Origin of the sequence: Streptomyces sp. NBC_00057, assembly GCF_045041165.1 — a bacterium.
In the GTDB taxonomy this organism is placed as follows: Bacteria; Actinomycetota; Actinomycetes; order Streptomycetales; family Streptomycetaceae; genus Streptomyces.
The window spans coordinates 7,675,591-7,686,756 of sequence record NZ_CP108256.1; the positions used below are offsets into that span (position 1 = coordinate 7,675,591).

The window sequence follows — 11,166 nt, forward strand, 5'->3', positions numbered from 1 at the left end:
AATGGGGGAGTGAACGAGTCAATACCTGTCATCCGGGACGTGGACCAGGGCACCGCCAGACTCCTGCCCGACGTGGACCGGGACAGGGCCTGGCTGCTCACCGTCGACGGTGCGCCCCAGTCGTACGTCGACCTCGACGCGCCGGACCACCTCGAATTCGAGTACGCGCGACGGCTCGCCCATGTCGTGGACGGCGCCGCGGCACCGGGCGCACCGCTGGACGTACTCCATCTCGGCGGTGGTGCGCTCACCCTGCCCCGCTATGTCGCCGCGGCCAGGCCGGGCTCCCGCCAGGACGTCGCCGAGGCCGACCTCGGGCTTCTCGCCCTGGTCGCCGAGCATCTGCCGGTCCCCGACGGCAGCGGGATCACCGTTCACGGCGCGGACGCACGCAGCCGACTGGAACAGACCCCGCCCGGCTCCGTCGACGTCCTGATCGCGGATGTCTTCGGCGGCTCGCGAGTGCCCGCCCACCTCACCACCGTCGAGTACGCACAGGCTGCCCGCCGGGCGCTGCGCGACGGCGGAATCTACGCCGCCAACCTCGCGGACGGCGCACCCTTCGGCTTCCTCCGTTCCCAACTGGCCACCTTCGCGGCCGTCTTCGAGGAACTCGCACTGATCGCCGAACCGGCGGTGCTGCGCGGCCGGCGCTTCGGCAACGTCGTCCTCGTCGCGTCCCGAAGCCCCATCGACACGGCGACGCTGACCCGCCGCTGTGCCGCCGACGCCTTCCCCGCCAGGGTCGAGCACGGGACCTCGCTGGACCGGCTCGTCAAAGCCGCCCGGCCGGTCAGGGACGGCGAGGCGGTCGCCTCACCCGAGCCGCCCGACGGAGCCTTCAGCATCGGCTGAGGCCGGCTCCTGCGCCTTGGCTGTCACCACCTCGGTGGTGACGGTGGCACGGGTCAGATTGCGTACCTCGGGTACGAACAGCACGGCGCCGGTGACCAGTAAGATCAGCCCCGCGCAGCCCCACAGGGCCTCACTGCGCCCGACCAGGGCCTCCACCGGACCGGCGAGCGCGGTGGCGACCGGCATCATCGCCACCGAGCCGAACCAGTCGTACGCCGAGACGCGCGACAGCTTCTCCTCCGGGATCTCCTGATGCATGGCCGTCATCCACGAGACCCCGAACACCTCGATGGCGACCCCACTGACGAACATCACCACGCAGAGCCCGGCCACCGGCAGCGGCACCGCGAGTCCCGCCGACGGCATGGCCAGCGGGAAGACACAGAGGGTTCCGGCCAGCAGCAGCCGCCGGGGCTTCCAGCGCGTCATCAAGAACGCCCCGCCCAGCGTGCCGACTCCGAACGCGGCGAGCGCGAAGCCCCAGGGGCGGGCGCCGCCGAGCGCCGCACCGCCGATCGCCGCGCCCTGCATGGACATCCGGAAGAGGGCGAAGGCGCGGCTCGCCTGCTCACGGCTGACGCTCGACATCAGCATGCCCTCAGCCGCCGGGTTGAAGAACGCCTGCCCGGTGCCGCACAACGCGGTGAGCAGCATCATCTGCCACAGCTTCGGATCGCCGGCCAGGACCAGCCAGGCGAAGGCGGCCTGCGAGACGCAGTTGAGGGCGTTTGCCGCGACCATCACCCGGTGGCGCGGCAGCCGGTCCGCGATCGCCCCGCCGATCAGCAGGAAGAGCACCAGCGGTGCGGTCCTGGCGGCGGCCACCAGACCGACGTCGCCGCCGTCACCGCCCGACTCCAGAACCGCGAACGCCGCCGCGATCAGCGCGCCATGGGTACCCAGGCCCGTGATGATCGCGGCGGCGGTCAGCAGACGGTAATTGCGGCCGGGCGGCTCATGAGGGGTGCGGAAGCGGCAGTCACCAAGGGACTATCGCCGCTGCGACCCCACCCTGCCAAATGCTTTCCCGGAGGCGGCGAACACGGTCAGGATGATGGGGCGACGTCCACCAGCCGCACGGTGCTCAGGATCTGCTGGATCGTCGTGTCCGGGAGCTCGTCCTTGACGGAATCGGCTCCGTACAGGATCCAGGACGCGAAGTCGCCCTTCTTGTTCTTGAAGGTGAAGGCGATCGTCTTGCCGTCGCTGTCGCACTTCGTCCGCTTCGTGACATTCGGGGCGGTGGCTGTGACGACCTGGCCGGTGAGACCCGACTTGGTGGTGTACTGCTTGGCCTCGGTGAACTTGATGGTGCTCTTCGGCATGTGCTGCGCGTAGGCGGCCCACGCCCAGTCGCCGGCCTCGTTGCGGGCGTTCTTGGCCGCGTCGGTGGCGCCCTGGGCGCCCCTGGTGCCGGCACTGGCGAGGCTCATGTCCTCCTTGGTGCCGTCCTTGTCGGAATCGTCCACGCACCACTTGCTCTGGTAGTACGACGGTGCGGAGAAACCGATGTAGGGCGAGCCGTCACCCTTCTTGTCGTCCTCGAAGAACGAGAGCGTGCCGGGAGAGCCGACCTTCCAGTCGCCGGGCACGTCGAACTGGGTCCCCCACTTGGGGTTGGTGACGACCTTCCAGCCCGCGATCAGGGGCTTGGCGTCCCCGTCGGTGCCGCGCGGGTTCGCCTCGGGCGAGGACGCGGAATCGGACGGCTTGGCGCGCGCCGACGAGTTCTTGTCGTCGTCCTTGTTCATCACGACGACGCCGGTGACCACGGCAGCCACGACGACGGCGGTGGCCGCGACGATTGCGATGGCGGTGGTCTTCTTCTTGCTGCCGTCGGGCTGCGGACCACCGGGCGGACCGGGGACCGCGTACTGCGGCACGGTCGGCTGTTGGTACGGGTTCGGCTGCGGGTAGCCGGGCTGCTGGCCCTGCTGCTGATATCCCGGCTGCTGTCCGGGCTGGCCCGGCTGCTGATAGCCCGGCTGCTGATAGGGATTCGGCTGCTGGTACCCCGGCTGCTGATACGGGTTCTGATTCTGGTCCTGCGGGTTTTGCTCGCCCCCGGGCGGCTGCTGTCCTGGCCACATGGCGAGTAACGATAGAGGGGTGGTGGCCGGTCTGCTACGCCCGCCCCCGTGAGCGGACGGTGAAGGATGCGATCAGTGGATGGGGCATGGGGGGATCGATCCGGGGATGGTCAAACAGATCTACTCGTGAGTAACATCTGGTCATGAGCGCTGAACAGATGACCGTCGGCGAGATGCTCGCCGCGACGGTTCCGATGGCCCGGACCCTCAATCTCGAGTTTCTGGAGACGACCGCCGAGCGTGCGGTGGTCCGTCTGCCGGACCAGGCCGACTACCACAACCACATCGGCGGACCCCACGCCGGTGCGATGTTCACGCTCGCGGAGTCGGCGAGCGGTGCGATCGTCATCGCCGCCTTCGGCGACCAGATGTCGCGTGCCGTGCCGCTGGCGGTGAAGGCGGAGATCGGTTACAAGAAGCTGGCCATGGGTGTCGTCACCGCGACGGCGACCCTCGGCCGCCCGGTGGCCGATGTCGTCGCCGAACTCGACGAGGGCAAGCGGCCCGAGTTCCCCGTGGTCATCGAGATCCAGCGCGCGGACGGTGCGGTGACCGGTGAGATGACGGTCGTCTGGACGCTGCGTCCGAACGCCTGATCCGGGACGGCTCCGTGAAGGGCCGCCGCGCACCCCATGAGGGGGGCGTGGCGGCTTTTCGCGCTGTTCGGGCAGTTGGCGGGACAGGTAGCATTCCCGCCGTGCGCCGAGGAGTTGGCCGGCGGGCAACGGGAGATCAGTACGGGAGGAACCGGCGTTGCACATCCAGGAATGGCTGGAGACCGTCCCCGCGGTCAGCGTTTACGTCCTGGTGGGCGTTGTCATCGGGCTGGAGAGCCTCGGAATTCCGCTGCCTGGCGAGATCGTCCTGGTCAGCGCGGCGCTGCTGGCCGCCGGGCACGACGGAATCAACCCCTGGATCCTCGGGGCCTGCGCCTCGGCGGGCGCGGTCATCGGTGACTCGGTCGGATACGCCATCGGCCGCAAGGGCGGACGGCCGCTCCTCGCCCGGCTCGGCGGGAAGTTCCCCAAACACTTCGGGGAGAGCCAGATCGGCATGGCGGAACGGTCGTTCCAGAAGTGGGGCATGTGGGCGGTGTTCTTCGGCCGCTTCGTCGCACTGCTGCGGATCTTCGCGGGTCCGCTGGCCGGCGTCCTGCACATGCCGTACTGGAAATTCCTGATCGCCAACCTGCTCGGCGGCATTGTCTGGGCCGGTGGCACCACGGCCGTCGTCTATTCGGTGGGAGTCGTCGCCGAGGCCTGGCTCAAGCGGTTCTCCTACCTCGGTCTGGTGGTCGCGGTGCTGATCGGCGTGACCTCGATGCTGGTGCTGAAGAACCGGGCCAAGAAGGCGGCGGCACAGGGGCCGGTCGTCTCCGCGCCCGACACGGGGACCGTACCGGTGGCGGACTGACCGGTCGTACCGCTGCGACCGACTGACCGGGGACGGTGCGGGCGCGCGGAAACGGCCGACGCTTCCGTTCGTCCGACCGCCCCCGCTCCTTGGTTTTGTCGCGTTCCGCTCAGCTCTCATGTGCCTGACGGTGTGCCTTGGCCAGCTCCACATAGCCCACCGCGTTGAACTTGATCCCGTCCAGCTCCTCCTCGGTCAGCTGCCGCTTGACCTTGGCGGGTACGCCCGCGACGAGCGACCCCGGCGGCACCTGCATCCCCTGCGGGACCAGCGCCTGTGCCGCGATCAGTGAACCGGCGCCTATGCGGGCACCGTTGAGCACGGTGGACCCCATGCCGACCAGAACGTCGTCCTCGATGGTGCAGCCGTGGAGTACGGCGTTGTGCCCGACCGAGACGCGCTCGCCGACCGTGACGGGGAACCCGGGGTCGACGTGGACGCTGCAGTTGTCCTGGATGTTGCTGTCGGCGCCGATGACGATGGGACCGCAGTCGGCACGCAGTACTGCGTGGTACCAGACGCTGGAACCCGCGGCCATAGCGATCTCACCGATCACGACCGATGTCGGTGCGGTGAAGGCCTCCGCATCGATGTCCGGCTCCTTGCCGCCCATTCCCGTGATCAACGCCTGCTCTGCCATCGCCCGTTCCTCCGTGCCCCGGTGCTGTGCGGTCGCGGTCGTCCGATCGCAGCAACTCGGGCGCCGCTGTTCGATCGCGTCAGAGGAACGGTATGCGACGGGCGGTGGAGCGCCGCCGAGTGGGGTGAACATCACAGGCTGCCGCGGTGATCACGCCGGGCGCCGCCGACTACCGTGTGCGAGTGCCCAAGAACAGGAACACGTTCTCTTCCCTCGCCGCCTGGCGGCGGCGCGCCCTGTCCCGGGCCGTCCACCGCGGCTGGCGCTGGGTGCAGGAGTCGGGCGCGGTCACCGCGGAACACCCGGGCCGGCTGCGGTTCGGCCGGATCGGCGCAGGCACCCGGCTGGCCTTCCCGCAGGGCACGGTCTTCGGGGAGCCGTGGATCGAGCTCGGTGCCCACTGCGTGATCGGTGAACAGGTCACACTGACGGCCGGACTCATGCCGGACCTGGACCTCGGATCCGAGCCGATCCTGACCCTGGGGGACGGGGTCGTGCTCGGCCGCGGCAGCCATGTCGTCGCCGACACCAAGGTGACCATCGGCTCGGACACGTACTGCGGGCCGTATGTCTACATCACGTCCACGAACCACAGTTACGACGATCCGCACGAGCCGGTCGGCAGACAGTGGCCCCGAATGGAGCCGGTCGCCATCGGGCCGGGCTGCTGGATCGGCACCGGAGCGGTGATCCTGCCCGGGGCCACGCTCGGGCGCAATGTGGTGGTCGCCGCGGGCGCGGTGGTGCGGGGTGAGGTGCCCGACCATGCGGTGGTGGCCGGTGCTCCCGCCCGTGTCGTACGCAGTTGGGATCCGGAGAAGGGCTGGCAACCGCCGCTGCGCACCCCAGCTCCGGTGCCGATCCCGTCGGGCGTCACGCCCGAGCAGTTGTTGGCCCTGGCGGAACCGGGCGAGACATCGGGCCCGTCCGGCGACTGATGGGCGGTGGGGCGTCGGATACTCAGCCGGTCGCCAGCAGCACCGTGCCCACCAGGGCGAGACCGGCCCCGGCCGCCTGCACCCCACGCAGCCGTTCCTTGAGCACTCCGCGCGCGGCCAGGGCCGTGACCACCGGATAGAGCGAGGCGAGTACGGCGGCCACGGTGACCGGGCCGTGCTGTGCGGCTATCGAGTACGTGCCGTTGGCCGCGACATCCGCGAGCCCGACGAATACCAGGGCGGGCAGCGCGGCCAGCACCACGGCGGCCCCGCCCTCCTCCGGCAGCGCGCGTGCCCCGCGGCGCACCGATACGTACAGGGCGCCGCCGCCCACCGCGATATTGGTGAGGCGCTGGACGAAGAGCGCCAGGAACAGCCCGGTCACCGTCGTGGACGCCTCCGCGATCAGGGACATCACCGACCCGAAGCCGAACGCGGCCACCAGGGTCAGCAGCACCGCCCGGCGCTGCACCGGCGCCCCGCGCAACTGCGGACCACCGGCCAGCACGATGCCCACCACGGCGACGCCGACCCCCGCGAACTGGAGCAGCCCCGGCCGCTCCCCGACGACGATCCCGACGCTCACCGGCACGGCGACACCCAGTGATCCGAGCGGGGAGACGACGCCCATCGGGCCGAGCGCCAGGGCCTTGTAGAAGCTCAGCATCGCAACCGGCCCGACGGCGCCCGCCGCGACGGCGAACCAGAGCTGCGGGCCCGCCTCGCTCCATCCGCCGGTCGCGATCACGATGACGCCGAGCACCACGGCCGCGGCGGTCTGCGAGACGACGACCACGGTGAGCGCGGGCGTACGTCGCGTGAGCAGCCCGCCGCCGAAGTCGGCCAGCCCCCAGAGCAGGCTGGTGGCCAGGGCGAACAGTGCTGTCATTGCACGCCTCGCAGTACAGTGCGATGAACGGTTGGGTACACCACACCGTAGTGCAGTATTTTCTACCCCGTCATCCAAAATATTGGACGGAACGTGTCTGACCTCGATCAGCTCACCCAGTCGCTCGCGCGCAATCTCAAGCGCTGGCGGGGGGAACGCGGCTTCACTCTGGACGCACTCGCCGCCCGTGCCGGGGTCAGCCGCGGCATGATCATTCAGATCGAGCAGGCCCGCACCAACCCGAGCGTCGGCACTACGGTCAAGCTCGCCGACGCGCTGGGTGTCAGCATCACCACACTGCTCGACTACGAGCAGGGCTCACCGGTCCGGCTGGTGCCCGAGAGCCAGGCGGTGCGCATGTGGTCCACGGAGTCGGGCAGTTCCACCACGCTGCTCGTCGGTACGGAGGCCAGGGGGCCGCTCGAACTGTGGTCGTGGCGCCTGATGCCGGGCGACGGCAGCGCCTCCGATCCGCACCCCGAGGGCACGGTCGAGCTGCTCCACGTCACCGCGGGCGAGCTCACCCTGGTCGTCGACGGAACCTCGTACTCCGTACCCGCCGGTGGGTCCGCCACGTTCGAGGCGCATCACCCGCACGCCTACCGCAACGACGGCTCCGAGCCGACCGAGGTCACCATGGCGATCTCCATCCCGCCCGTACGGTGAGACGGTCAACCGGCCGCCTTCGAGACGCTGTTAGCGTTGCGTGCATGCGCGCACCCATCGGATCCTTCGAGAATGCCTGCCCGGCGGTCGACCGCCTCGACCTGCTCACCGAGCCCGTCGCCGCAGCCGTGAGCGAAGGCTGGGGCGGTGTCCCCGCCGCGCAGATCATCCACGTCGACACGGATCCGGCCATCGCCGACACGGCGGTCTTCGTCGAGCACCACGGCGCGGAACTGCTCGACCGGTCGGCCAACTGCGTCGTGGTGGCGGGCAAGCGCGGCGGCGAAGTGACACTGGCGGCCTGCCTCGTCCTCTCCCACTCCCGTGTCGACGTGAACGGCGCGGTCCGCAAGCACCTGGGCGCACGCAAGGCGTCCTTCGCCCCGATGGACACGGCAGTCGGTGAGACCGGCATGGAGTACGGCGGAATCACGCCGATCGGACTCCCGGCCGCTTGGCCACTGCTGATCGATCCCGCCGTCGTCGACGAGGAATGGGTGCTGATCGGCAGCGGCAGCCGGCGGGGCAAGCTGATCGTCTCCGGCAAGGCGCTGGCGGCGCTGCCGGGCGCGGTGGTCGTCGAGGGTCTGGGCGTCAGGGTCTGAGGTTCTCAGCCGTGCGCTCGGCAGAGGGACTGAACAGGCACCCCGCCCCGATGTGACGGCAGCCAGCGGGACGCGAAGTCGACGGCGTCGGTGAAGCGGAAGAGTCGACTCGTTGATGACCCCACCGGTCCGATGCGGACAGCCGCACCGTTGTCCGAGCGGGCGAAATCCGCTCCCAGGGCCGCGAAGTCGGTGTCGTCCAGCGCGACGTCCTCGTACTCCCACCACTGGCGCCGGCCCCCGGCGCTCACCACGCAGCGATAGGTGCGGCGGGGCGGGGCGGGCATCCGGTACTCGCCGAGATGGAACGCGGTGCAGGTGTCGAACCCGGTGCCCAGCAGGAGCACTTGGGCCCGCAGGCCGTAGAGCCGGGCCAACGGGGAGTCCTCGCCGAGATGACAGTCGGGCCGGTGGTGCGCCACCAGTTTCCGGGCCGAGGGGCCGAGCGCCGCGAAGGATGTCTGGGGGTGGACGCTGCGCGCCGCCCCCTCGGTGAGCCGCACGGCCTCCGCGAGGCGGCCCATCGACGGCGCGGCCGACGTCGCCGGGTCGAAGGGCGGCATACTCGCCCGTACGGCGTCCCGGGCCCGGTCGGTGAGACCGCGCACCCGGTCGAGGTAGTGCTGGGAGGAGTCGGAATTCTCCGGGGTGAAGGCCGGGACGACGAGGGTGCCGTGCCTGCCGAGGGCGTCCCGTAACGCAGCGACCACCGCCCGGACCCCGCCGCTCACCGACCCCACCGCACGCATCGACGCATGCACCAGTAGGACGCCGTTGCGCTCCACGCCCAGCTCGGACAGTTGCCCGGCCAGCGCTGTTCGGCTGTGGCGGACGGTCGGCGCAGTCCTAGTACTCACAGCGGGTCATTCTCCCAGCCGGGCGCCGAGTGTGACACCACGCACATTCGGACGAGAGACGGGGATGCTGCGGCTACCGGCTCAGCGCGGGAATTTCGATGGCCGGGCAGCGGTCCATGACCATGTCGAGCCCGGCCGCGCGCGTGCGGTCGTACGCCTCGGTGTCGACCACGCCGAGCTGGAACCAGACCGCCCTCGCGCCCGCCGCCACCGCATCGTCGGCCACGCCGCCGGCAACTTCACTGTTGACGAAGACGTCCACCACATCGACCGGGAAGGGTATGTCGGCCAGCGAGGCGTAGCCGTCCTCGCCATGGACCCGCTCCGCCTTCGGGTGCACCGGGACCACCCGTTTGCCGAAGCGCTGAAGCACCTCGGCGACGCCGTAGGCCGCGCGCGACCGGTTGTCGGACAGGCCCACCACCGCCCAGGTCTCGCCCGTGTCCCGGAGAATCCTGCGGATCGTCTCTGCGTCTGCGTACATGATCGGCACAACGGACGGTGGCCCCGGACCATTCCCGGCCGGGGCATAGGGTGGCCGGATGCAGGAGCAGTACCGGACAGTCGCCCGAGCGGGCGTGCACGAGACCGAGATCAACAGGTCGCGCTTCATCTGCGCGCTCGCCCCAGCCGCCACCGAGCAGGAGGCGCAGGACTTCGTCGCACGCATCCGCAGGGAACACCCGACCGCCACCCACAACTGCTTCGCCTACGTGATCGGCGCCGACGCCTCCGTACAGAAGGCGAGCGACGACGGAGAGCCCGGTGGCACCGCGGGCGTACCCATGCTGCAGATGCTGACACGCCGTGAGATGCGGTACGTCGTCGCCGTCGTCACCCGCTACTACGGCGGTGTGAAGCTCGGTGCGGGCGGACTGATCCGGGCGTACGGGGGAGCGGTCGGGGAGGCCCTCGACGAACTCGGCACCATCATCCGGCAGCGGTTCCGCCTTGCCACGATCACCGTCGGCCATGAGCGCGCGGGCAAGCTGGAGAACGACCTGCGAGCCACCGGGCGGAGTGTCCGCGAGGTCCGCTACGCGGAGGCTGTCGTCATCGAGATCGGGCTGCCGGACGCCGATGTCGAGGCGTTCCGCGGCTGGCTGGCGGACGCGACAGCGGGCGAGGCCGAGCTGGAACTGGGTGGCGAGGCGTACGGGGACGCCTGACCGGGTCTCCACGTCCCCACAGCTGTCTCCGGCCCCCCGGGTGCTGCCGGGGCCTGATCCGCCCCACGGGACAATGGGCGCATGACCCGACTCCTGACCAGCAGTGATCTCTCGGCCGTCCTCGATCCGGAAGCCTCACTGAAGGCCCTGCGAGAGGGGTTCCGCCACGCCGATTCCTCGACGGTCACCGGGCAGCGCGTGCGCACGGATCTTCCCTTCCCGGGCACGGCGACGGTTCTGATACCCGGGCTGCTGCCGGGCATTGATGCGTACACCGTCAAGGTCAATGCCAAGTTCCCGGGCGCCCGGCCGGCGCTGCGTGGTGTGATCTGTCTGCACAGCGGCCGGGACGGCGAACTCCTCGCCCTTCTCGACTCCGCCACCATCACGGCGTGGCGGACCGGACTGGCCGCCGCCCTCGGTACTCATGTCATCGCCGCTCCCGACCCTGCGGGCGAAGCCGTGCTGGGCGTCGTCGGCGCGGGCGCACAGGCCGAGATCATGGTCCGCGGACTGCGGAGCCTGCGGAGCTTCCGGGATCTCGTGGTGCACGACACCGATCCGGGACGCGCAGCGGAATTCGCCGCCCGGCACCACGGCCGGGTCCTCGGCTCCGCGACCGAAATCGCTGCGGCCACGGATGTCGTCCTGCTCTCCACCTGGTCACGCACACCTGTGCTGAGCCTTGCCCACAGCCGCCCCGGACAGCACTTCACCACGCTCGGCGCCGATGAACCCGGCAAGCAGGAACTCTCCGCCGACCTGCTCGCCGCTGCCCTCCTCGTCGTCGACGACCGTGAGCAGGCCGCGGCGATGGGCGCCCTCGCCGCAGCGGGGCTGCCGACCACCGCCGCGGACGCCACCCTCGGCGAACTGCTCGGCGGCGCGCATCCCGGCCGCACCTCCGCCACGACCCGTTCCGTCTACGCACCCGTCGGGCTCCCCTGGCAGGACCTGGCCGTCGCCTGGGACGCGTACCGGCAGGCGGAACGGCTCTCGGTCGGAACCCGGATCGATCTTCTCGGCTGAAGGCCCCGGCTACGG

14 protein-coding genes are annotated in these 11,166 nt (G+C 70.3%); 8 read left to right on the plus strand and 6 right to left on the minus strand.

The genetic code is table 11. The annotated features are described in order from the left end of the window. Positions 1–9: 9 nt before the first annotated feature. The gene (locus OG953_RS36235; RefSeq protein WP_405689539.1) at positions 10–855 is read left to right on the plus strand and encodes a spermidine synthase; all 846 of its coding nucleotides are present in this window, start codon (positions 10–12) and stop codon (positions 853–855) included. On the opposite strand, the gene OG953_RS36240 is transcribed toward OG953_RS36235, so the two are convergent. Together OG953_RS36240 and OG953_RS36245 are read right to left on the minus strand one after the other, a co-directional pair. Continuing rightward, on the minus strand, positions 817–1,788 hold the full coding sequence (locus OG953_RS36240; protein WP_405692264.1) for an MFS transporter: 972 nt from the start codon (positions 1,786–1,788) through the stop codon (positions 817–819). The two genes, OG953_RS36235 and OG953_RS36240, sit on opposite strands and share 39 nt — an antisense overlap. A 113-nt stretch (positions 1,789–1,901) precedes the next feature. After that, a complete protein-coding gene (locus OG953_RS36245; RefSeq protein ID WP_405689541.1) occupies positions 1,902–2,945 on the minus strand; it encodes a hypothetical protein in 1,044 nt (347 codons plus the stop codon). 158 nt (positions 2,946–3,103) lie between these two features. Here OG953_RS36245 and OG953_RS36250 point away from each other — a divergent pair, with 158 nt between their 5' ends. Together OG953_RS36250 and OG953_RS36255 are read left to right on the plus strand one after the other, a co-directional pair. After that, the gene (locus OG953_RS36250; RefSeq protein WP_114243348.1) at positions 3,104–3,541 is read left to right on the plus strand and encodes a DUF4442 domain-containing protein; all 438 of its coding nucleotides are present in this window, start codon (positions 3,104–3,106) and stop codon (positions 3,539–3,541) included. 157 nt (positions 3,542–3,698) lie between these two features. Further along, on the plus strand, positions 3,699–4,358 hold the full coding sequence (locus tag OG953_RS36255) for a DedA family protein (protein ID WP_327276521.1): 660 nt from the start codon (positions 3,699–3,701) through the stop codon (positions 4,356–4,358). 109 nt (positions 4,359–4,467) lie between these two features. Here the strand turns inward: OG953_RS36255 and OG953_RS36260 are convergent, their stop codons facing one another. Beyond that, positions 4,468–4,998, minus strand: a complete 531-nt coding sequence (locus OG953_RS36260; protein WP_405689543.1) for a gamma carbonic anhydrase family protein — start codon at positions 4,996–4,998, stop codon at positions 4,468–4,470. Positions 4,999–5,180: 182 nt separating this feature from the next. On the opposite strand from OG953_RS36260, the gene OG953_RS36265 reads away from it, so the two are divergent. After that, on the plus strand, positions 5,181–5,936 hold the full coding sequence (locus OG953_RS36265; protein WP_405689545.1) for an acyltransferase: 756 nt from the start codon (positions 5,181–5,183) through the stop codon (positions 5,934–5,936). A gap of 22 nt (positions 5,937–5,958) precedes the next feature. Here OG953_RS36265 and OG953_RS36270 read toward each other — a convergent pair whose 3' ends face one another. Beyond that, positions 5,959–6,825 (minus strand): DMT family transporter, encoded by an 867-nt coding sequence (locus OG953_RS36270; RefSeq protein ID WP_329839981.1) that lies wholly within the window; start codon positions 6,823–6,825, stop codon positions 5,959–5,961. Positions 6,826–6,918: 93 nt separating this feature from the next. On the opposite strand from OG953_RS36270, the gene OG953_RS36275 reads away from it, so the two are divergent. Beyond that, on the plus strand, positions 6,919–7,491 hold the full coding sequence (locus OG953_RS36275) for a helix-turn-helix domain-containing protein (protein ID WP_405689548.1): 573 nt from the start codon (positions 6,919–6,921) through the stop codon (positions 7,489–7,491). Positions 7,492–7,535: 44 nt separating this feature from the next. Then, positions 7,536–8,096, plus strand: a complete 561-nt coding sequence (locus OG953_RS36280; RefSeq protein ID WP_405689550.1) for a YbaK/EbsC family protein — start codon at positions 7,536–7,538, stop codon at positions 8,094–8,096. Between the two features lie 5 nt (positions 8,097–8,101). On the opposite strand, the gene OG953_RS36285 is transcribed toward OG953_RS36280, so the two are convergent. Together OG953_RS36285 and OG953_RS36290 are read right to left on the minus strand one after the other, a co-directional pair. Next, positions 8,102–8,953, minus strand: coding sequence for an aminoglycoside N(3)-acetyltransferase (locus OG953_RS36285; protein WP_405689552.1), 852 nt, complete (start codon positions 8,951–8,953; stop codon positions 8,102–8,104). Positions 8,954–9,026: 73 nt separating this feature from the next. After that, positions 9,027–9,437, minus strand: a complete 411-nt coding sequence (locus OG953_RS36290) for a CoA-binding protein (protein ID WP_405689554.1) — start codon at positions 9,435–9,437, stop codon at positions 9,027–9,029. Between the two features lie 58 nt (positions 9,438–9,495). On the opposite strand from OG953_RS36290, the gene OG953_RS36295 reads away from it, so the two are divergent. Both OG953_RS36295 and OG953_RS36300 read left to right on the plus strand, forming a co-directional pair. Beyond that, entirely contained in the window at positions 9,496–10,122 is a 627-nt protein-coding gene (locus OG953_RS36295) for a YigZ family protein (RefSeq protein WP_405689556.1), read from the plus strand. Between the two features lie 81 nt (positions 10,123–10,203). Continuing rightward, positions 10,204–11,151, plus strand: coding sequence for an ornithine cyclodeaminase family protein (locus tag OG953_RS36300; RefSeq protein WP_405689558.1), 948 nt, complete (start codon positions 10,204–10,206; stop codon positions 11,149–11,151). Positions 11,152–11,166 lie beyond the last annotated feature (15 nt).

Bases quoted from the DNA above. Each gene is read 5' to 3' on its own strand.
- OG953_RS36245 (WP_405689541.1), bottom strand. From the start codon at position 2,945: ATGTGGCCAGGACAGCAGCCGCCCGGGGGCGAGCAAAACCCGCAGGAC.
- OG953_RS36250 (WP_114243348.1), top strand. From the start codon at position 3,104: ATGACCGTCGGCGAGATGCTCGCCGCGACGGTTCCGATGGCCCGGACC.
- OG953_RS36260 (WP_405689543.1), bottom strand. From the start codon at position 4,998: ATGGCAGAGCAGGCGTTGATCACGGGAATGGGCGGCAAGGAGCCGGAC.
- OG953_RS36270 (WP_329839981.1), bottom strand. From the start codon at position 6,825: ATGACAGCACTGTTCGCCCTGGCCACCAGCCTGCTCTGGGGGCTGGCC.
- OG953_RS36280 (WP_405689550.1), top strand. From the start codon at position 7,536: ATGCGCGCACCCATCGGATCCTTCGAGAATGCCTGCCCGGCGGTCGAC.
- OG953_RS36290 (WP_405689554.1), bottom strand. From the start codon at position 9,437: ATGTACGCAGACGCAGAGACGATCCGCAGGATTCTCCGGGACACGGGC.
- OG953_RS36295 (WP_405689556.1), top strand. From the start codon at position 9,496: ATGCAGGAGCAGTACCGGACAGTCGCCCGAGCGGGCGTGCACGAGACC.
- OG953_RS36300 (WP_405689558.1), top strand. From the start codon at position 10,204: ATGACCCGACTCCTGACCAGCAGTGATCTCTCGGCCGTCCTCGATCCG.